This is a genomic window from Paenibacillus sp. S29 (assembly GCF_049319765.1).
Classification (GTDB): Bacteria; Bacillota; Bacilli; order Paenibacillales; family Paenibacillaceae; genus Paenibacillus; species Paenibacillus polymyxa_B.
Genome location: NZ_JBMOUI010000022.1, coordinates 12,347 through 33,200 on the forward strand (window position 1 = coordinate 12,347; position 20,854 = coordinate 33,200).

The following is a 20,854-nucleotide window of genomic DNA, read 5'->3' on the forward strand; positions in this document are numbered from 1 at the left end:
GATGCTTTGGCATGTGTAACTTATGTATTGAACTAAGATGTAAGTACTTCTTCTTTATAAAGGATAGGTTTAAGTGCAAGTAACAAGTCTATATCTTCCTCTGGTGTTCTATTCTGCATTAAAACAACGGTTTTATTAGCTGTTATTGTGAAATCGTAACTCACTTTTTCAAAACTCAAAGCGCAATTTAGTGATGAAAGCTTACCTGCCGCCTTCATACGATCATAATCTTCACTTAAATTAACGTGATCGCCGAAAAGGGCGGCACTTTTCAAAGTGCCTGTATTCAATCCTCCAAACCAACTCCCCCAGACATTGGTTGAATGTTTAACAACATAAGCGAAATCAACTAACGATCTATTGACAGAAAAACTTTCTGGGAAATGTCTTTTAAAGCGTCTTATAGATCCATTGACTGCGCTTTTATTACCTTCGAGAATCAAAATTTTTAATTCAGGATTATAATATCCATTGATACTCTTATTCTCAATAAATCTATCAAAAAAAGCATCTTCACCGTAGGCTCTCCCACTTTTTCTCTTCACATCTTCATGAATGATTATAAGTTTTTGGAACCCCCTATAGTACTGTGTAGTTATTAACTTGATTTTTGATGAAGGTTCTGAGTCTTGGTGACTATCCATAGACAATTGCTGCGGAGTCATCACCTCATTAGATTCACCAAACAAATCAAGCTTCTCGACATCTAAAAAGTGATAAGCTCGCATCTTTAATCCCCCACTAATGATAAGAAATTTCCCGAAGCAGTTTGAAAATCAGATAGAGTGGTGGTTGTGCATTCAATCCCTTTTTTGCCAACCTTAACGTTCCGCTTGCTGATTCCCTTACTTTCATTGTACATAAAAGAAAAGTCAACAATAGAAGTCTTATCAATGTTTTTTACAACCAGTCCCATGAACGGGTTACTCTTACCAAAATCAATCTTAAAAATATATTTTGAATCTTCGGGTTTCGTTTCTTGTGTAATCAATGTCATTAATGGAATTATTTTTTCATCCAATGTTTCCATTGCCAAACTGTAAGATGCGTTATAATCTCTAATCCTTAAAACTAAATGCCCTCTATACTCATCTTCATCCGCATCATAAATAGTTGCATAATCAAAGAACACATTCAGTCCTTTAGAAAAGGCCTGAATTGTATTATTATCAACCATTACAAACTCAGCTTTTTCATCAATATCCTCGATTTTTTTCTTAATTTTAATAAGTATTGATTCATCAAAGTTTCCATCAAAAACTGAACTCACATTCCAAGTAGCATTGCTATTCAGAAAAATTATTTTGAGTCTAGATATGAATAAGTGAAACTTATGATAGTAATTATATAATGTTGTTAAAATGCCTAGGATACCAAAACCATATTTGAGAAAGTCCAAAAAATTGGATAAAATATGATTCAGATTGTTATATACAGAAACGGCAATCACTGAAGTCAGGAGCGCGGCAAAAGAAAACAGGAATTTGCGACTATAGTACCATTTCTTCATACAAAAAAGCTCCTTTCTTAGTAATTCTTGTTGTTTTCATTATATTGGTAATAATCTGAAAAAACAATGAATGATTGCTCAAACAAAAATAACCCTGCTAGCATACACCAACAGGGTATTTGCATTTCTCATTTATTCTACTGCTACTCCCGATACATTCGCCTGTGGCGTTGGAGCCGCATCTTGTAGATCTTCAGGTGCAGCACTTGCCGTGGTATCTGCTCCAGTAGCTTGAGAAAGGATTGCTGTAACTTGTGCTGCCAACGATGATACAGCTTCCTTAGCTGCGGCCTGTGTCGCCTCTTCACTTGGCTGAGCTTCGGTAGTCAGCACTGTCTTTGTCTTGGCTTTGTATTCAAGGTATGCCTTCTCAATCGCCGCTTGCAACTCCGTAGGCGATACCACAATACCCTGTTCCGTCAATCGCAAAGATGCATATTGTAATGCTTCTTGCATCTTACGTACACCACCTACATCTTTAAACGTAGTCTGAGCAAGCGCGAAAGCTTCACCAGCTACCTTATGAATTACATCTCGTTGTGCCGCTGTCGTACGTGCGTCTATCCAAGCGTTAGCCTTATTCTTAAGTGTATTAATCCCCGCTAACGCAAAGGTCACCAGTACGCCTACAATGGCTGTAACAATGGTACTAATAGCTGGTTGAATTGTTTCGATTACATTTTGCATGATAAATCCCCCTATTATTGTTTGGGCAAACCTGCGGCAGCGCGCAGATAATTAGCCAGATTGTTGAAATGTTGCATTTGTTCCTTGTCAGCCGCTTGTTTCGCTTTAAACCAAGCTGGTTGGAGCCAGCGGAAAATAATTTCTTGCGCATTGGATTTAAACAGCTTCACAGATCCAGCAAGCGGCAGATTCTTTTCATTAAGCCCGGCCGCCGCCCGAAGGTTGTTGGCTAGGTTATGAAAATGCGTCTTGCCTTCCTGGTCTGCTGCCTTCTGGCTTGCGAACCAAGCTGGAGATACATAGTTATCTATAAGCGACTGAGCGATATACACAGGTAACGGCGTAAAGTCCAGCGCAGCAGGAGCCACAGAAGCGCCTTTAAGCTCTGTTTCCACGTCATAAACCAATTCCTTTAGCGTCTTGCCAATAGTCGCAAGCGCTTGGTCTACGTCTCTCTTACGGGTTGGGTCCAACTGCTTGTGCGATGGAATATGTGTACGTGGATTTATGGTCCATTTGTTGCAACAGTAAGCCAGATACCATACAAAGCGTTTGTAAGCCTCCAGCGTGTCGATCTTGCCGCCGAAGCATAGTTCAACCCCTAGGGCTATATCGTTTGCATCGTCGCCATACAGTTCGTTATCAAGCTTAATGTTATACAAAACGTGCCATGCCTTTTCTGCTGGATCGGGTCCGGTGCCTGTCGGAATAATCTCCAGTATCTTTTTATCGTCTATGAATGTCTGCGCTGAAGAAGATCGGTCTACCAGCCCATTGAAATAGGTGAAATGGTTATCCGCAGATGCCCCGGGATTACCCGTGTCATGAGCAACTAAAAAGACCGGATTCCCGCTTGTTAGGCGAGTACCCGGTCTTACGTTATGGCGCTTGTTTATGTAGCGCCGTTCTATCGTGTATTTGGTTTGATTAAACAAGTATCACAATCCCCCTTTTACAAATACCGCTGTAACGATAGCGATTATGGTCCCGCCCAATACAAAGGTCAGGAAATTAAACCACTGTTTATTATTCGTCGTTCGTTCCTTAACGCTATCCTGCTGCGTTTGCTGGAGCCAGCTAAACAGTTTCATTTCCAGCGTGTCGATCTTAGTCATCACTTGATCAAACTGGAGTTGCATCATACGTGTTGAATCCTTCAACTGGCGAATCTCATCATCATGCCGCCCTGTCGTCTGCTCGATCAGTTTAAAACGCGCCTCATCCGATAAGGTCTGAGCAGATAACCGAGCGAATTCACCACTCAAATTCTGTAGTTGAACTGTTAACTCTTCTGTTTTTGTGTGCAATTGTTCAATCGCCATCACGTCTCCTTCCAGCATTCCCTTCCCCCATCTCTCTATAAAATAAGCCCTCAACCACTCTGAGGGCATAAAAAAACACGCCGTTTAAGACGTGTCGTTAAAAACTATTTAAAATTCTTATTAAAAAAATCAGCTGCAAGTTGAGCGGAAAATTCATGTGTTACTCCGCGCGGTGAGAGTAGAGATACGTTCCCTCCTGCACCTAACTGCGTATAGTGATCTTTTATTTTAGCGTAAGAGACCTGAGCATCCGCGATATGGAAGTGGTCCATCTCTCCGTTAACATACAACGCGCTGCGCGGAGCAATTAGATTACCAACATCCCACATCTCTCCAATGTTAAGAATCCCGCTTATATTGTTACAGATATCATGTGTACCGTCTGTGAATGTTTTTGCGTAGGTGCCAAGGTAACCCTGTACATACGCAGCATTTACCCGGTCATCTAATGCAGCAACCAACATACTCAGCGCTCCGCCAGTAGATACGCCAGCGGTTCCGATTTTCTTCTGGTCCACGTAAGTGACGTTGTTTACTGCTGCGCTGAGATATAAAGCATCCGTAGTTATATCTCCATACCACGAACCGCCGTGCAAACGCGATACTGCGTCTAGGACTAGGTGATCGCCCATACTTGCTAATTTGCCCATTCCTCTGTTTTCCATAGCGAACACTAAATATCCGCTTTTAGCAAGCTCAACAGCTCCTGCGTGCTGATAGGATTCGGGCTTGGAAATTAACTCTTCCATTTCCCCATGTCCAGAAAACACCATCACTGTAGGGTATTTATTGGTTGTTTTAAATCCTTTAGGATAAATAACTTCTCCGGGTATCTTCTGCCCATCAAAGCTAGAAAAAGTTAGATCGACGACGTCTAATCCTTGAACCTGCTTCTTCTCTCCATAAATAATCTCAGGAGCATTTGGTAGTTGTCGCTTATTTAGATGGATACCGTAGGTGGAAATTAGACTGCTTTTGAATGCAGCGGACTTATCTGAATTACTCGCATAAGCTGACGACGTAATCATAATTAAGAAGGCCACCAGTAACAATCCTATTTTTCTTCGAAACATTGACTCAACGCCTTCCAAAAGGTATTTATTAATAGTTATTAATAGAGTACCTTCATTCCAGAAGACAAGTCAATGAGAAGCGAATACAAAATGTCCTTAAAATCCGTCGACGCAACAGCACTATCTATAAACGTAGCTGTTCTCATCTTGCCCGTTATAACATTACCAGATATTGAAATGTTATCGAGTCTATTGGCTGTGTCGGTTGCCAGATTAATCCCGATACTGTTTTCATTATTGAGCTTTATTTGGTTGTCTTTAATATTCGCAGTTGATATTGAGGTATCTTCGTCCTTCCCGATTGCCATCTGACCTTTATTCGCGTTCGCGCCAGTAATCATGTTACTTACTACATTTAAACTTTCAGCAGTAGATTGATCGTGCCCAAGTTGTAACACAAGTTCGGACATTGAAGTGATTTTGTTATTTTCTATAGTGACATTCTTTGGATTAGTTCCATCCAATAGCAAGCCCCATATTCCTAGGTTTTTGGCTCGATCAATTTGAATCGTAGCCGTCCCGTAGGTGTTTTGCAGATTGTTACTGATACTATCTCTTATGGTGACATTGCGTGATCCACAAATGTCTACGAAATGTTGATCGTGATTTAACGATTGTACACGCTCAACGAGTACATTATCCGTATGTCCTAACGCAATCAAGTCTCCGTAAGTTCTCGGTTTTGAGGTTACATCACCGTCAGTAATCGTGAAATCACGCAAGGTGATATTACCCGCTGCTTTGTATTCACCTTTTGTGTCGTAACCCTTATTGACGAGAAGTATTCCGTTTTGCTTCCGTTCACTACTGATCCGTTTAAGGATAGTCACACCCATGCCAGATCCTTCTATCGTTACCCCAGCCGGAATTATAATACAAGCCTTATCGTGTATGCTTTTTGCAAGACTTAATAGAAACGTACCTTTGCCAAGGACAAGTTTTCCGCCTCCAACCCTTTCTAGGTAGTTCAAAGCTGACTGTATAGCCCGAGTCTGATCTGTCCCGTTACCGATCGCGCCAAACGTAGCAGCTTTAACTACAAAATTGCGACCTTTGTGCAAAATGTCATGCTTGGTGCCAGAAACATTACTTATGCTAAAATCACTTGCTGATGCAAAGAAAATTCCCAGAGTGAAAATACAAACAACCATAAGGAAAAACATAGATAATTTCATACGCATCATCTAACAACCTTCCCTAGTAACGTTTATGTTAACACCTTACATTTTTATGGGAAGTAAAGTCAATTCCTATAATGTATTTACACTCCGACACGCAGCATCAAATAGCCACTGGATCTGATTGAACCTGTATGATCCGTTGGATTAATTGCCATGTTACAGCCAGCATTACCCGTGTTGATGGTTAAAGTGTTAATCACTCGACCATTCGCATCATTTCCTGTCACAGACTTGCTCACTACTGTTCCTACAAATTTCGTGGTCGATCCTTCCACCCAATAGGCCGTTTCAATCTCCTCTGCATCCGTACCAAATGCCGTGGCGGAAACCGGGTTAAAAAACATTGTTCCACTTGTTGTGTATGCCGTCTGGGTAATTCCGCTTTTTCTGATTGGCGAAACAAACGTATACGTCTTTGCGGATTGAATTGTCAATACAGGACCGGTTGCAGCAAAACCTAAAGATTCAAAGTTTACAAACTGCAGGTTATTGGTTCCGTCTAACGATGGCGTGGACTCATGGTAGTGTCCTTGCATCGGTGCGTCATCGTACACATTATTTTGTGAAACCACCGCTTGTAGAAAGTTTGAAACATTAACTCCTCCGCGCTCTGATATCCCCCAACGATAACCTGTGCCAAGAACCATATTTGAGATTATCTTTGCTTTGCAATAAAGGCTATTCGCAATTGCCGAATCCATTTCAAGTTGGATACCGTACAGTTGAGCATCCGTACGCGAATTTGAGTCGGCCATGATAATTTGGTTCGCACTAATTAAGATGTCTTTAAAACTATCTGCCCTTATAATCTTAGCGTCTGCATAACCACCTCCTTGGCAGGCGAAGCGTACAGTATTATTACAAAGCGCTGCACTAATGCCGTTACTCACTCGGATTCCCGAAATGTAATGAGTGCTAGTTGAATCTCTAATGTCCATATCAACGGTATTTTCTGATACCAATACATTTTTGAAATTAGCAAATGTACTTGGCATTGTAGAGCTACCAACAAAAATTGCTGCACGCATCTTCCCCGTTACGATATTGCTGGAGATAGATATGTTTTCAAACTTGTTTGTTGGATCGCCAACCAGGTAGATCCCTGCACTGTTTATATTGTTGAGTTCTATTTTATTGTCTTCAATATCTGCAGTTGATATCGAGGTATCTTCGTCATTCCCGATTGCTATCTGCCCTTTAGTTGTGCTCGCACAAACAATTACATTGTCTACTATGCTTAAATCCACTACAGTTGATTGATCATGTCCAAGTTGCAACACGAGCTCAGATAGAGATGTGATATTGTTATTCTCTATAGTCACATTGCTTGGATTTGTATCATCCAGCAACAGACCCCAAATGCCAAGCCCTTTCGCCCGGTCAATCTGGATAGTGGCACTCCCATAGGTATCTTGCAAGTTATTACACATGCAATCCCGAATGGTGATATTTCGCGATCCGCAAACATCCACAAAATGCTGATCATGATTTAAAGATCCAACCCGCTCAATTAACACGTTATTCGCATGCCCCAGTGCGATTAGATCCCCGTATGTTCTGGGACTTGCAGTAACAGCGCCATCAGTAATCGTGAAATTTCGTAGCGTAATGTTACCCGCCGCAGTGTATCCGCCCTTTGTGTCATAATCTTTATTGACTAACAAAACTCCGTCTTGTATACGTTCGCTTTCCAGCCGTTTAAGGATAGTCACGCCCATGCCAGATCCTTCTATCGTTACTCCCTCAGGAATGAGGATACAAGCTTTGGTATGTGTGCTTTTAGCGAGACTCAACAGGAATATGCCTGCACCTAGGACAAGTTTACCGCCGCCGACACTTTCTAGATAATTGAGCGCATTTTGAATGGCCTGTGTTTGATCTGTGTTGTTTCCGGTGGCTCCAAACATATCAGACGTGACCACAAATTTAGTCGCCTTCTCCAAGTTTCCTTTTGTTGAACCTGCAAAGGTGTCTATAGCACGCCAGTTGTCGTTCATCATCGTCTTAATGTCAAAAAAATCATTCCCCTCTGTCACAGGGTCCTTCATATATAAGTTCAAATTAGGTGTATTACTAGCCAATCGGCACACCTCCCGCAAAATTATTTAATGGAGTACTGTTTATTGCATTGATCGTCATTACATGGTGTATTTCGCGGATAACCAAATATCGAAACTGATATCTCACCTCTAAATGCGCTGGCTTTATTTCCTCTATTGCGTCCTTTAGGTCCTGTAAGTTCGGTGGCACGCCTAAAGTACCGATAAATTTAATGTCAAACCGATATTCAGCCGGATATACAATTACATCCACCTTGCCGCGATCATAGCTGTCAGCAACATTTTTTATCATGCTTGCAGACACCTTGCCGCTGCCGCGCATTTTAGAGATAACCACGCTACGGCGCTGCTCGATTGGCTTAGATGGGAGCGGAGTTATTTTCAAATCGCGTTCCCAATAAGCAATTCCCCAAGTTGCCGTCTCCGGGTGAAACTGTCGGAATGTATCCACTAATGCGGCATTCAGCTTGTCGAACTCGATATCTTCCGTCTGCATTATCTCAACGAATTCTTGGATTTCCTCATAGTAATCCGGTAAGTATGACATTAGTTTCTTAGACATGCACATCCACCGTCCCGAGCACCGCAACCGAATCAAGCGGAACTTGCACGTTGCTGGTTAAACCATTAATAGTTAGATCGAAGTAATCAATTACTTGCGGAACATCCAAAATGAGGTTTGCTATTCTAGTTATCCGTACTAAAAAATCTGTATCCGAAAAAGCCAAACCTTCTAGGTATTTGGCAATGCTGACTTTTAATTGTTCTGTTACATCAGCTACAGTCGCATCTCTTGCTAGTTCAACGCGAACCTTTACATTAATAGCAACCTCAGTCGCTCCGACAACTGTGACAACTGGGCCGATAGGTGCAGCGCCTTCCCCGTGACCGTCTTGAGTAGGATCGATATAGTTTTGCACGGCCTGCACTACAGCTGCTGAAGGCGCGCGTTTGTTATTATCTAACACGACTACTTTTACGGTGCCAGGTCCATTCCACAGAGCAAAAGCTTTAGCGTCTCCAACTCCAGTTACTTCACGCGCCCAGTTGACGTACTGGTTCTTATTTGCGCTTGTAATAGGCTTGGATATTCTGTCTTGATACCGATCATATAGAGCCTCTCCCGTTTCTGTGTCCTCACCTGATACCAATAGATCGACCAGTTCCGCTCGGACCAACCCATCAACAAAATCAATAGGCAAGAGCGACCCCGAAAATTGATTGCCTATGACACCAGCTGTTTCACATTCCACCACAAACTGTCCAACGCCCAGTCTACTGAGCACGACATAGTTTAGATCCTCGATGCTGTAGCGGCTGCCAATAGGCACATCCATCAACGCGCCCTGGTTGTTGTAAAACTTGCCTCTCCATTGTGCTTTAGTCGCTGCCTTACGAGTTATACCGGACCATGCCACGGCCGAGTCCAAATATTCCTCATTGTCCGCGTTCGGAAAAACCAGACTTATATTAGTATCCAGTTCGACATACATTTGGGCCAGTTCATTTGCAGCCGGTGCCAGGGCATCATAAATAACGCTACCCTCCCGTTTATCCATAGTGTCTGGTATACGGGTCAGCAGACGTTCTAAAATAACTTCTTCAGTTTGACCCTCATACAATGCCGCCCACCCCCGTTTCATTAACAAAATTCCCTTGTGTCGTTACTACCTCATACTCAGCCAGGACATCACTGCCACTGAAGGTAAACTGGAAATCTCGCACATCTGTAATTCGGTCATCCGCCAGTAAAGCTTCGCGTACTAATCGCTTAAGCTCTGTCTGCACAAATAACCGGCTCTGCCCTTGCAACCGGTCTATCTCAGCTCCATAATCATCGGAGTATATTAGGTTTTCGTAGCGTAGTGTCTGGAGTATCTTATACACCACTTGCCGCATAGCCTCCAGACCGTCCACAATGCCGCGTGCGCGTCCATTCACAAAGTCCAAAGCATATGTCTTGGTAGGCATTTCTTCTTCCTCAATCTCTTCGTCTACAATGCTGCCGCCCTCTGGTATCATAACTTATCCATTACGGCGAACTGCTGACCGCCTTTCATTCGTTGCAAGATAACTGCATCCCCAATTTTCAACCCTTCACGAATCACCAACACATCGGGTAACGCCGTCTGAGTGGTCTTGGTAGCCGTCTCTGTTGGAGTCTCGTCTTTGTATACATGGCTGTGTGTAAGGCTAACCACATACCGTTTCACGCGTTCTGTGACAAGCAACAAATCCGCATCCAGCACCAGTCGTTGATCAACGGTAATTTCAAGCGGATCTACTCCCGTCACCTGCCCTACCATGCTCTCGCTTGGTTTGGATGCTTCCATGCTGCCTAACGCTATTTTCTGCAGTTGCTTTATCATTAGATCACCTTCAGTTCCAGGCTCATCGTGTGCTCAAGCCCTGAAAATTTATGTGTGCATGAATCAACCAAATACACTTGACTCACCTTCAAATCATCAATAAACACAGGCACATAACACCCTGCCCGTATACTCAAATCCCCCATAGCATCTATACTCAAACTTTTGCTTTCCCTATTGTGTAAGGTGAGCAAGTTTTGCGCCTTTTGCTTAATCTGTGCTGCGTTCATTTTTTCGTCTACCTTGTCGTACAGCTGGAGCTTTCCCCACTTTTTGATATTGTTACTGTCCTGGTAGACGTAAGCGTCTCGTTTACCGCTCTCTTTGTTATCCTGCACCAGCTTTACATAGTTGTACGTCTCGCTGTCTATCGACTTTTTAAGCGCGTATCCAGTCATTAGACTGCCATCACCTACAGATACAGATACAAGCATGTCAGCGGCCCGTTTAAGGGCCAGAGCGCCAAAGTCGTCGTAGAATACATAGATTGTCCCGGTAGACATTAGCGTCTGGTCAATGGCCTTGTAAATGATATCTAATAGCTTTTGATTGTCCTCGACCATGGCCGGGATCTTATATCCTGTATCAGCAATCATCCCGGTCTTAAGTTTGAAGTCCTCCGCAATGCGCTTGATAACCGCCCCGGCCGTTATGTTTTTGAACACATAGGTATCGTTGGCATTGAGATAGCGAATTTGGTCATATGCCGTGATTTTCATGTCGGATTTCTCCGACTGTTCTACCGAGAAGACATAGCCGTAAAATATCTTGTACTTGCCTTTGGTAATCCGGACGATATCCCCATTCTGGACCTTGAACTTTTTGTTCTGGTAGATGCCATCTCTAACAAGCGTGATATCTACGCTGCCTGGGCTCCCAGTGCGTTCGGTCTTCCAAGTAAGCTCAGACACCAGCCCGGCGGCGTTTTCCTTTCCGGCCATCGCCTCGCCGGACACCTGCCACACGTTACCATCGCGGTTGTCGATAAATATATCCATGCCATCACCCCGGCAGTCTTAGCACTTGCCCAACCTTTAGCCGTTTGGCCTGTGCATTCGTGATTTTGTTGAGCGTTTGGATCTCCTTGTAACGGGACCCGTCACCCAGGTTCTTCTTAGCGATAATCCAAAGCGTATCCCCGGCCTTGACCTTGACCGTTTTGGGCTTAACCTTCTCGTTGGGCCGTTTGGCCTTCACCTTGGTGGTGGTCGTCTTTTTTGCGCCTGTCTTGGTTGTGGTTTGCTTCACCTTGGCCTGCACCGCATTGTAAAAAACGTATTTCTTAAATGTGATGGTGTATTCAATATCCGAGGTACCCGCTACTGGCTTCCACTCGAATTCCTCAATGGTCACTGGCATATTGATAGCTATTTCTTGTGGACTCTTCTGTGCTCCAGGTTCAAAACTGATCGCAGAATAAATAAAGCGGATGGGCCGCTTGGTGTCCATCCACTTAGTGATTAGTGCGATATATTCAGGAATTGGAAGCAATTCATCCGTGTTCACAAAAGGGTATGCCTGACCAGGAAAGAAGCTGGAGAATGATATTTCCGTGAGCTTCCGTGACTGTATAGCGTTTATTTCATCGCCACCCACGATCTTGTACATTGACCCGTCTCCAGCCTCCTTGATACTCAGTTCTGGCGGATTAACTGGAATACGAAAAGCTTCCTCCTGATTGTTGTAACTCAGGAATATACCGTGTTCTTCCATTAGGTGTATACCCCCTGTGCTGTAGAGACGAACTGTTCTTCCAGATGATCACCAATCTTTTTGATGATCGTATCCACATCAGCACCGTTGTTTATATCGCCAGTCTTAACCTGTACGGTAGGCGTAAGGGTAACGAAGTTTTGGATTGACTTCATCTCTGCTATATCCCTCATAACCTTCAAATCCTCTGATGAGATATCTACCTTGTCCTCAATCTTGCCAACTTTATCTACCTTACCAACGTTTTTCTTTTTGTCATCGCCAGCATTAGCTTTTTTAGCTGCGTCAGCTGCTGCATTCCATTTGGTGAAGTCAAAAGGCTTATCTGCCTTAGGATTAGCAGCGGCGTTTTGTTTCCGTCGATCCATATCACGTTTACGGATATAGTCCATAGTGTCGTCTTGGCGTTTTTTCGCTTTAGTTGCTGCCTTGGCTTCCATTGCTGCAATCTTAGCTGCAGAATCGTTTCGAAATTTATCAGCAGCTATCTTTGAATCATCTGCAAACCGAGTTTGACTGACATAATCAATTTCTACCAAACTCGTTTTATTTAGAGCCTCAATCATATCGTTAACTTTGTCTATAACACCATTGGCCATGTCTTGCATTGTTTGCATAACACTAGCTTTAGCATCCATAAACGCTTGAGCAATACCCACACCAACTTTTGCAAAAAAGATTGGGACTTGATCAAAGAAGTTCAATACTTCATTCCACTTTAGCAACATTGCCGCCGCTACCATATCGTTAGTTGTATAAACTTCATACATCCACGTCACTATAGCGACCAACACTGTTAAGATGGCAATAAACACATTTGCTTTCATAACCGTATTCAGAGTTGCCCAGGCCGCAGAGAGCCCACGAGTAGCTAACGTTTGGGCAAAGATCACGGCTGTACTACTTCCTGTGGCAAAAGCTATAATCCCTTGGGTAACTGCTACAGCTTTCATTGCAATGTTCCAAGCGATAAACGCTGTCGCTACTCCTTTAACAATAGGAGCTATGTTCTGCCAATTGCTTGATACGAATCCATATACCTGAGATATAGCATTAAAAGCTTTAATTGCATTCTGTACTACCCAATCCAAACCTTTGCTCAGGTTAGCAAAAAATGCGTCAAATTTGCCTTGCTTAAAGGCGTTGTTTAACATTTGTATCATTGGAAGAAGTGACTTGGTAGCAGCTCCGCCAGCATCCGCAAACATGGATCTCACATTGTTTTTCATGATTTCCAACTGTTTAGCAGGACTAGCCAACATAGTATCAAACGCTTTTTGCCCCATCTTTTGAGATTCCAACAGCTTGTCAAAACCTTTGATGAAACCGTCGATATCACCTTTTTTAGCGAAATCCACTATGCCGGATGCTCTAATATCGGATTTACCCATATTGAATCGTTCGGCCAAAGATACAATATCGCCGCTTAATGCCTCCTTAAGTGCGAAGGCGGCCCCTTCCATACCATTGCCTGCACTATCGAAAGCGTTCAATCGCTGGGCGAGATTATTCAGTTTATCCAGTTTGTCGACGTTTTGCGTAGCTGAGAAAAACGATAAACTGGCCTGAAGGGATTCATTTACATCCTGACCAGCCGCCAGTGCATTTTTCTTGAATCGGTCAAACATAGCCTTACCCACGTCTTCCTGACCTGTACGAGCAACAAACATATCCTGCATCTTCTGCTGATCCATCGCACCACCCACAGTAGCGCTAAACAATTCCTTCAGTCCTTGAAGCGACAAGTATGCCGCAGCCATACCTTTCAGGTTAGCCAACAAACCAGATGAAGCTCCTTCGCCTCTTCTCAGGCTTCCGTTTATCTGCTCTTGCAATTGGGCTATTTTTCTTTCCAAATCCGCTATCCGTTGCAATGCATTTTGAAGTTCAGCGGCATTTGCACCGCTGGTTGTCCGTAATTGCCGCACAACTCTAATCAGCCTTAGCACAAGCATCTGTAGATTTCCGAACATTGCTTGCAGGGCTATTGGTAATTCGACCTGTATACGGGCGTGTATATGGCGCAATTGGCTTTCGATTTGTTGTCGTATACGCCTCGCCTGACTAATCACATCCCCAGCATTCAGTGTTATATCTACAACAGACCGGGTAAACAGCATTCTTATACGGTCACGTATAAGTGTTATTTCCCGCAATATGTCTGTCGAATTGACGATGATATTGACCACTGACCCTGAACCCATTTGCCTAATGTGGTTCTTAACGACTTCAAGCTCTCTTATAGCATTCGCAGCGTCAATATGGATCAATATCCTATCATTAATGGCTTGCAGAGCGCGTTGTACAGCGTTTAATTGTAGAATAGCGTTACTACCATCTGCGCTGATTCGTATGTTATTTCGTGCAATTACTTGCAAGCGTTCCATATGACGTGTTGCATTCTCTACTGCTTGATTTACCGTATTCAGCCGTTGCGAGAAATTATCGAATAGCTGGAGACTTGCCGATACTGTTGCCATCATTCCTCCTTTCTGGCATAAAAAAAGACGCCTTCATAGGCGCCTTCTCAACCAATTTATTTCAGTTCATCTAGTATCTTTTTGGCTTCGTCGCTTTTGGTGCTGTATAGTACCTTTCCGCGCATTGACCATTTTTCGAGTTTTGTTTGTTCTTCTTTAGCTTTTTGAGCATCTTCTTCCGAATCAAACTCGATAATTTGTATTGGAGTAGTACCTAGTGCTAGAAGTCTCCCGTTAGAGGCATTAACTAAAGCATATGCGTTCTCGCCTTGATCTTTAGCCCCTGCATCCGTAAGTGCTTTTATATAATTATCAAGCGTAGGAGTAGCCGCCTCTTCCTTAGCAGAAGAACAAGCAGAAACAATCGTTAATGAAATAACCAACAAAAATAAAGTCAGGACTTTCTTCACAGATGACCCTCCCTGAATGGGTAGATTTTACCATCATTCTACCAAGTCATTCAGGGAACGTCTATTACTTTTTCTTAGCTTTCTTTTGTGCTGCCTTCTCTTTGTTGATACGGTAAGAGATCATGGCGTAGATTGCAGCACGTTCCCGCTGACTCATTGCCATCAGTTCATGCGGCAGTATATGGAGTTCGTGGAGGGCGTAGTAGGCGTAGTTAGCATCACCGTCGTCCTCCTTAATTAGTTTTTTACTTCATCTACCAGTTCGTTGGTGTCGCGATCATAACCACTCAGAGATTGTACTTTATCCACCAAAGTGGAATATTCACCGGACAGTAACATCTTCTTGACGAGTGACTCAGCGCCCAATACACCATGCGATTTTTGTAATGCTGCATCTTTCAAATTAGGATAAACAACTGCCGCCACTACCATTTTGGACAAGTATGCCTCTGAATCAAATTCATTGGAATAGACGCCGTTCTTCCCTTTTACTTTCTTCGTCGATTCCTTACGCAAGACGGAATTCTCAGTCTCTGGAATACTACGAATAATCCACTTTACAGGTTTTTTTTCTTTATCCTTAAAGCGTGGAGAAATAGCCACCTCTTCTGTTAGTTCAGCTTCCACGTTTTCCGCGTAAAACAAAGTCAAGTCGCTCATTATATTAATCTCCTTTTTAGTTTAAATTAGGCTCCCAATGTAGGGGCGTTGAAGCTATCAGGTACATCCACGTCATCAAAAGTAAAGTCGATATCCTCGTCCAGAACTTCGGAGTCGGTATCGACTTTTGCCATAATCACACTATCTATGTTCACGCTTTTCAGAACTACAGTTTGTTTTCCGATCGAAGATGAAGGGTCTTCGTTCACAATCATGATGTCAAAGTAAGTATCCTTACCTGTCTTGATGTAATCCAACATCAACTGTCGGAATCTCGTTGTTGTATAGTAGATCGTCATGCTTCCCGAACCGCTCCAGCCGTTGGCCTTGTGCTGGGTACCGCGCCTACCGAGTGTTTTTACATCTGTCTTTTCCTTCTCAGCTGTTGCCTCGAGGGTTTTAACGTAAAACATTTCTTCTACGTTGCCGTTAATCGTGGCAAAAGCTCGTCCCTCTTGACCGGAGATCGTATCTCCGGCTTTTAAGTATGCCATATTATCTCACCCGCACTTTCTGATAGATTTTTTCGATGCTATCCACAGGCTTAACAAAGTATTCGGCGTAAATCGCATCCTTGTCAGTGCCTGCTACTACCGTTACGTCCGTTTGGCTATTAAAATCCTCGATTGCGTTGATGCTTTGGTTAAGTTCGAAAATCGAGATAGCTTCTTTCTTAAAGAGATTGCGGCCATCAGCATTGTTATCCACCTTACCGATGTAGGAGTCTTCATAAACTCTCTGTAAATCAGTATTGATACCATCCAATGTACGAAGTAAGCGATTCTTCCGGAAATCTTTATTCTTTTCAGGTGTAAAGCTTCGGAATGTATTGATATCCTGCTGTACCTTGGCTTTGCCGCCTTTATAGATAAAGAAGAATTGGCCGCTTTGCACACCTGCAATTGCTTCACGGTTTGTAAATCTAACGTCTACATCTACTGCGTCATCGTAGTCAGCGTAAGTGAGGGATTCGTTAACGTTGGCCGCTGCTGTCGCGGCTGCGACCCAAGCAACTGCCTTAACCTTGTCAATCACTGTGCCATCCGAAAGAATAACGCCGTTCGTGACGTTTATTACTCCTTCGCTGTCAGCCGCGCTGTAGTTTGGTAGAACCACCTGTACATTTTTGCCCTCGTCATTACGCAGGCGGTTAACGTAAGTGGTATACAATGGCTTCAGCGTTGCGTCATCATACGGCACTCCTACGGTGTTGAAATCTTGTGTCTCAATAGTCGCCATATAATCTGAATGGTCTGCGTTGGTTGTCGTACCGTTTGCCCCGCCAGTCAGCGGTGCCCCGGCTGTGGCTGCCAGTGTTTTATCAGTAGCAGAAGCCTTGAAACTCACCCATTCATTAGCTACCAGACCGTCAATATTAGTCACTTTCTGCAGATCCATTTCCCGGCCCTCAACCAAAGTTCGAACGTTGAAGCTAGATGGCGTGTCAATATCTGCCTGAATCACAATAGAAATATCGTTTCCTCTCACACCGCCATACTTCGCTGTAGCGACAAGATTGCCGCTTGTGGCTGTAGCCTTTGTCCCTTCGTTCAGGCGGTACACCAGCAACGTTTTGGCACGCTTAAGAGCCTCCTTAACCAGCAGGAGGCTTGTGTCTGTAATGTCGTATCCCAACGCTTTTGCGATATCATCACCAGCATCAATGGTAATGATTTGTTTTGCTGGCCCCCAGCTTAATGTCAACGGCAGGGTGACGGTACCACGATCACTTAACGTGCCTAGTGGTTTAGGCTCAGAAACAACGTTGGTATATACGCCAGGTAGATCCTTGTTCTGTGTAACCCATGTACCAGCCATTATTTAACCTCCTTCTTCAACCATTCAGCGAGAACCCGTCTAGCTTCACTAATGGTGTAATCCTGCTCATCCTCTAGTAGGACGCTTAGTGTATCTTTTTCGATCTGTGTAAACTGCTGTGAATCTTGGAATTGCTCTTTGGCAAAACGGGGTTCTACCGAAGCTGACGACGCTGCCGTCTCTTTCTTCGTAGGTGCCACAACAGGCGTAGCCCCGGTTTCTGTTTCTTGGTTATCAGCCACGTATACCAGCCTCCTGTTTTAAAGTCCTCATTTTTGTTTCTGATTGCTTCGGACGCATGAGATGGACATTCACATCTAGGAAGAAATGCAGCACATCATCAACGATTTGGTGCTTTAAGCCAATCGCCCTGTACAGGCTGCCTTCCCACTGGATGTATTCCATTTCTTCATAGAGCCGATCTGCTACTGCTTCACATTCACGGCGCTTTTCCGGGTTCTTTGAATTCGGGAAATAGTGAATGTCGAAACTATCAGTCCGCATGTACCGGCGATTAAATTCCCGGTTCTGTGCACCATCAATAATCAACACAAAAAAGCACGGTTCATGAAAACCCTGCTCAATTCTTTCGTCGTACACCGGGACACCCGTTTGAAAGGTGCTCAGGTACTTCAATATTCCGTTTTTAACATCTTCCATTGCATCACCTCAAATGGTCCTCTATGAAGCGTTTAAGCTTACGATCCATGAGTGCAGGTAGTTCACGTTCCAACTCCCGTTCAGAGATGGTGAGCATGAATCTACCTTCTACCCAGCCCGTGTGTAGCCGGGTACGGTGCCCGTATTCCACGTAAGGCGCATATTCGATAGGGTTAAATAGTTCAATGCTGTAGCCGCCTCCTACGCGTTCTACGGGACCAAGCTGCCAGTTACGCCGTAGCATCCCCGTATCTACAGGAGTACGTGCCACCGTCTTAGCTAAAAGCCTGCTGGCAAGCTCTCTTATGCAGTTCTCCACAAAGTGCGGGTAATCGGCTTGCATCTTTCGGAGGCTTTTACTCAACTGCTCGAATTCCGAAAAATCAAACTCAGCAAAGCTCATGCCTTACCAACCCGCTTCATTTTTACTTCTTGGTGCGTCGGGTATATGAACGGCTCACCTGACTGCTGGAACTCGTAGCTCATTCCATCCTGCGCCACGTAAATGCGGCTGCCGGACGGGATGACAATATCAGGCGCAATGAATAGTTTCCCATCATATGCGACATCATTGTTCGTGTCCGTTTGGGCCGCGCTTGGCAAAGACGCTTGAGACAAGGCGCACGGCTGGTTGTCTAATATAACGCCTTTGCGCGGTCTCTCTGTGCCTGTTACCGGGTCTTTGTAGGTTATCTGTCCCTCTACCCGACAAACGCCTGTGTAGGTCATTTCAAGCAGCCTGCGTTCTGTTGCTGGATTGCCCAGTTGCATGCTACCACCTCAATCTGCGGAAAGCGTTAAGCTGCGCGCCATACGCCTTGATAAAGGCCGTGCCTTCCACACCCACTTTAGCATCCGCAAAGAAAGTAAACTGCACGTCACCACGCTTGATGCTCTGGACATTCTTCTCACCTTCACCAGCCGCAGCCGGAGCTACAAACTGGTTGAGGTAATAGTCCTTAGCGATCAGGAGCATCGTGTTTTCCAATTGCTCCGGTATGTCGGATATGTTGCAGTAGTTCTTAATGCCGTCAATGGTGAAATCCAAGGAAAATCCAAGTTGTACATCCTTACTTGTATCAGTAACTGGGATGCCAAGTAGGATTTTAAACTTGGTCAGCAGCGCTTCCCTGCGGTTCGGTTCCATTTCCTTCACCCGCTTTCAGAATGGCTGCGAGCACGTCTTCCTTTTTGGTTGCGCCAGCAAGATCAATCGAGTTCTGTTCAGCGTAATCCTTCAGCTGCGCCAAATTCATCTTGTTAATATCCGTTTCCCCAGGTACTTCTGGAACTTCTGTATCAGAACTGATAACTCTATCAGCGATCAGGCCCAGCACATGTTTGGGATCTACCTCAATTTCCTGTCCCTTGATATAAAATTCGCCGCCATACTTTGCACTATTTGTAAGAGTCACTTTCACTCTATCCACTCCTTCCAAAATAAATAGGAGAGACGCTTGCCTCTCCTTAGTTAACCTTGGCGATAAAGATGTTGTTCATTTGTTCAAACGAAGGCAATACAATTTCAGACACGATAGTATTGACGTTTACTGGATGTGGCTCTTTGTACGTTGTCACCGCCACACCTGTATTAACGATTTGTACTTGGGCATCTGTACCACCACTCATCAAATCGGCTTCCTCAGGTGTAGTACCATACCATGTGTTGCCCAGTGTATTAGCTGGGATAAGGGTAAGGTAATCATCTGGGTAAAACAGGCCCGTAGTACCGTCTTGCAATGCGAATTTCTTGTTATAAACAGCTACTGTCAGTCCCAACTTACCGACAAGGTATTGCCGCATCATAGCATCCGTCATAATAATGTTCTGACCACCAGCAGGGTTCATGTCCAGGCGGATACCAACGTTTTTCAGAATATAATTCCACGTTTTCCGCGTACAAATAGCATTCTCTGGTCGAACGCCTGTATCGTCTTCGACCAAGTCCATCCACGTTTGAATATCCTGCACTATTGTTGCAGTAGGGCTACTCCACTTAGCATCTGCTGTAAGAGTAGTTTTATGTTCGTCAGACATTTTGTAATCGTATTTGTATTGCAGACGATTAGCCACAATGTCGATTCTACCCAAGGAAAGCAACTGCATAATCATTCGTTCAGGTACTACGACTGCACCATCAATCAGCGTTTTTCTATCGTTGTAAATTTTCTCGATCAGTGTTTCATAGTAGGCCGCGTTAGGAGACGACAAAAGTTTAAGTAACTCCTGACGCTCTTTCTCATTAATCTTCATGCCCTCACGGAAAAACGGCATTTCTGTATCCACTTTTTCAAACCCAATACGCTCGCGTAGCGTCGCCTTAGCATCGAATTCGGACGGCTGTAATGATACTGGCAACCCGCCGGCTCCTTTAATCCAGCTTAAATCCAAACCTTGCTGTTTCTTCGGTGGAAATAACGTAGCCCCCAAATAAGGGATTGCATTAGATGCTGTCTCCTGATAGTACGTAGCGATATTCGGTGCTGTTACAAGATCATAAATTGTTGGCATGTCTTCACCTATCCTCTCTTATTTCAAAAATGTGATTTGTTTAAGTGCAGTAATTTCTTCTGGCGCTGGCGCTGTAGGAATTTTTGTCAGATCCACGAAGCCGTGAATCATCAACGCTCCTGAAGCAGGGCCATAGGTAACATCAACGTCTTCAAAAAGCACGCCTTCCGCATTAGAAACTCCAGTTGTTGTGACTGCCTTTTTGCCTAGCTTCGTAATGTCATTCAGAATGCCGTTACCGATAATCGTTCCGGCAGGGACAATTTTTTTACCGTCTGCATTAGCTGTGATTCCCGTATCGTCCACTGTAATAGCTAGGTTCACGTAATGATCAGGGAATTTGGTGATTACCTTCTTATTGCCGTATTTAGTGGTTACAAATTTACTCATTTTCTCATCC

At 43.9% G+C, this 20,854-nt stretch carries 27 protein-coding genes; all 27 read right to left on the minus strand.

The window, feature by feature from the left end; translation table 11 throughout:
* Positions 1-32 precede the first annotated feature (32 nt).
* The 27 genes from ACL9RM_RS24460 to ACL9RM_RS24590 all read right to left on the minus strand — a co-directional run bounded on the left by ACL9RM_RS24460 (position 33) and on the right by ACL9RM_RS24590 (position 20,844).
* Positions 33-728, minus strand: coding sequence for a hypothetical protein (locus tag ACL9RM_RS24460; protein WP_250268523.1), 696 nt, complete (start codon positions 726-728; stop codon positions 33-35).
* Between the two features lie 2 nt (positions 729-730).
* Entirely contained in the window at positions 731-1,510 is a 780-nt protein-coding gene (locus ACL9RM_RS24465; RefSeq protein ID WP_250268524.1) for a hypothetical protein, read from the minus strand.
* Positions 1,511-1,642: 132 nt separating this feature from the next.
* The gene (locus ACL9RM_RS24470; protein ID WP_250268525.1) at positions 1,643-2,197 is read right to left on the minus strand and encodes a phage holin, LLH family; all 555 of its coding nucleotides are present in this window, start codon (positions 2,195-2,197) and stop codon (positions 1,643-1,645) included.
* A gap of 14 nt (positions 2,198-2,211) precedes the next feature.
* On the minus strand, positions 2,212-3,132 hold the full coding sequence (locus tag ACL9RM_RS24475; protein WP_250268526.1) for a peptidoglycan recognition protein family protein: 921 nt from the start codon (positions 3,130-3,132) through the stop codon (positions 2,212-2,214).
* A gap of 3 nt (positions 3,133-3,135) precedes the next feature.
* Positions 3,136-3,537, minus strand: coding sequence for a hypothetical protein (locus tag ACL9RM_RS24480; RefSeq protein ID WP_153794689.1), 402 nt, complete (start codon positions 3,535-3,537; stop codon positions 3,136-3,138).
* Between the two features lie 86 nt (positions 3,538-3,623).
* Entirely contained in the window at positions 3,624-4,610 is a 987-nt protein-coding gene (locus ACL9RM_RS24485; protein ID WP_250268527.1) for an acetylxylan esterase, read from the minus strand.
* A gap of 20 nt (positions 4,611-4,630) precedes the next feature.
* Positions 4,631-5,776, minus strand: a complete 1,146-nt coding sequence (locus ACL9RM_RS24490) for a hypothetical protein (RefSeq protein ID WP_250268528.1) — start codon at positions 5,774-5,776, stop codon at positions 4,631-4,633.
* A 77-nt stretch (positions 5,777-5,853) separates the two neighbouring features.
* The gene (locus tag ACL9RM_RS24495) at positions 5,854-7,854 is read right to left on the minus strand and encodes a hypothetical protein (protein ID WP_250268529.1); all 2,001 of its coding nucleotides are present in this window, start codon (positions 7,852-7,854) and stop codon (positions 5,854-5,856) included.
* On the minus strand, positions 7,847-8,395 hold the full coding sequence (locus ACL9RM_RS24500) for a YmfQ family protein (RefSeq protein ID WP_323873161.1): 549 nt from the start codon (positions 8,393-8,395) through the stop codon (positions 7,847-7,849). Before ACL9RM_RS24500 ends, ACL9RM_RS24495 begins: the two co-directional genes overlap by 8 nt.
* Positions 8,388-9,476, minus strand: a complete 1,089-nt coding sequence (locus tag ACL9RM_RS24505) for a baseplate J/gp47 family protein (RefSeq protein WP_250268531.1) — start codon at positions 9,474-9,476, stop codon at positions 8,388-8,390. Before ACL9RM_RS24505 ends, ACL9RM_RS24500 begins: the two co-directional genes overlap by 8 nt.
* Entirely contained in the window at positions 9,448-9,855 is a 408-nt protein-coding gene (locus tag ACL9RM_RS24510) for a DUF2634 domain-containing protein (RefSeq protein WP_250268532.1), read from the minus strand. Before ACL9RM_RS24510 ends, ACL9RM_RS24505 begins: the two co-directional genes overlap by 29 nt.
* Entirely contained in the window at positions 9,852-10,202 is a 351-nt protein-coding gene (locus ACL9RM_RS24515) for a DUF2577 domain-containing protein (protein ID WP_250268533.1), read from the minus strand. Before ACL9RM_RS24515 ends, ACL9RM_RS24510 begins: the two co-directional genes overlap by 4 nt.
* Positions 10,202-11,200, minus strand: a complete 999-nt coding sequence (locus tag ACL9RM_RS24520) for an XkdQ/YqbQ family protein (RefSeq protein WP_250268534.1) — start codon at positions 11,198-11,200, stop codon at positions 10,202-10,204. Before ACL9RM_RS24520 ends, ACL9RM_RS24515 begins: the two co-directional genes overlap by 1 nt.
* Positions 11,201-11,204: 4 nt before the next feature.
* Positions 11,205-11,915: a LysM peptidoglycan-binding domain-containing protein gene (locus tag ACL9RM_RS24525; protein ID WP_250268535.1), complete on the minus strand. Its 711-nt coding sequence runs from the start codon at positions 11,913-11,915 to the stop codon at positions 11,205-11,207.
* Positions 11,915-14,395 (minus strand): hypothetical protein, encoded by a 2,481-nt coding sequence (locus tag ACL9RM_RS24530; protein WP_422759408.1) that lies wholly within the window; start codon positions 14,393-14,395, stop codon positions 11,915-11,917. Before ACL9RM_RS24530 ends, ACL9RM_RS24525 begins: the two co-directional genes overlap by 1 nt.
* A gap of 56 nt (positions 14,396-14,451) precedes the next feature.
* The gene (locus tag ACL9RM_RS24535) at positions 14,452-14,805 is read right to left on the minus strand and encodes a hypothetical protein (RefSeq protein WP_250268537.1); all 354 of its coding nucleotides are present in this window, start codon (positions 14,803-14,805) and stop codon (positions 14,452-14,454) included.
* 237 nt (positions 14,806-15,042) lie between these two features.
* Entirely contained in the window at positions 15,043-15,465 is a 423-nt protein-coding gene (locus ACL9RM_RS24540; protein WP_250268538.1) for a phage tail assembly chaperone, read from the minus strand.
* 26 nt (positions 15,466-15,491) lie between these two features.
* A complete protein-coding gene (locus ACL9RM_RS24545; RefSeq protein WP_414126589.1) occupies positions 15,492-15,959 on the minus strand; it encodes a phage tail tube protein in 468 nt (155 codons plus the stop codon).
* Between the two features lies 1 nt (position 15,960).
* Positions 15,961-17,283, minus strand: a complete 1,323-nt coding sequence (locus ACL9RM_RS24550) for a phage tail sheath subtilisin-like domain-containing protein (protein ID WP_323873162.1) — start codon at positions 17,281-17,283, stop codon at positions 15,961-15,963.
* Positions 17,283-17,525, minus strand: coding sequence for a hypothetical protein (locus ACL9RM_RS24555; protein ID WP_250268540.1), 243 nt, complete (start codon positions 17,523-17,525; stop codon positions 17,283-17,285). Before ACL9RM_RS24555 ends, ACL9RM_RS24550 begins: the two co-directional genes overlap by 1 nt.
* Entirely contained in the window at positions 17,518-17,943 is a 426-nt protein-coding gene (locus ACL9RM_RS24560) for a phage tail terminator family protein (RefSeq protein ID WP_250268541.1), read from the minus strand. The genes ACL9RM_RS24555 and ACL9RM_RS24560 overlap by 8 nt, the downstream gene beginning before the upstream one ends.
* Positions 17,944-17,947: 4 nt before the next feature.
* Positions 17,948-18,346 carry an HK97 gp10 family phage protein gene (locus ACL9RM_RS24565; protein ID WP_250268542.1) on the minus strand — a complete coding sequence of 133 codons (399 nt, stop codon included), beginning with the start codon at positions 18,344-18,346 and terminating at the stop codon, positions 17,948-17,950.
* Positions 18,343-18,714 (minus strand): ABC transporter ATP-binding protein, encoded by a 372-nt coding sequence (locus ACL9RM_RS24570; protein WP_250268543.1) that lies wholly within the window; start codon positions 18,712-18,714, stop codon positions 18,343-18,345. The genes ACL9RM_RS24565 and ACL9RM_RS24570 overlap by 4 nt, the downstream gene beginning before the upstream one ends.
* 1 nt (position 18,715) lies before the next feature.
* Positions 18,716-19,090 (minus strand): phage head-tail connector protein, encoded by a 375-nt coding sequence (locus ACL9RM_RS24575; RefSeq protein WP_250268544.1) that lies wholly within the window; start codon positions 19,088-19,090, stop codon positions 18,716-18,718.
* The gene (locus ACL9RM_RS24580) at positions 19,050-19,373 is read right to left on the minus strand and encodes a Rho termination factor N-terminal domain-containing protein (protein ID WP_422759409.1); all 324 of its coding nucleotides are present in this window, start codon (positions 19,371-19,373) and stop codon (positions 19,050-19,052) included. Before ACL9RM_RS24580 ends, ACL9RM_RS24575 begins: the two co-directional genes overlap by 41 nt.
* A 37-nt stretch (positions 19,374-19,410) precedes the next feature.
* Entirely contained in the window at positions 19,411-20,454 is a 1,044-nt protein-coding gene (locus ACL9RM_RS24585) for a major capsid protein (RefSeq protein ID WP_250268546.1), read from the minus strand.
* A gap of 18 nt (positions 20,455-20,472) precedes the next feature.
* On the minus strand, positions 20,473-20,844 hold the full coding sequence (locus tag ACL9RM_RS24590; RefSeq protein ID WP_250268547.1) for a hypothetical protein: 372 nt from the start codon (positions 20,842-20,844) through the stop codon (positions 20,473-20,475).
* Between the last annotated feature and the right edge of the window lie 10 nt (positions 20,845-20,854).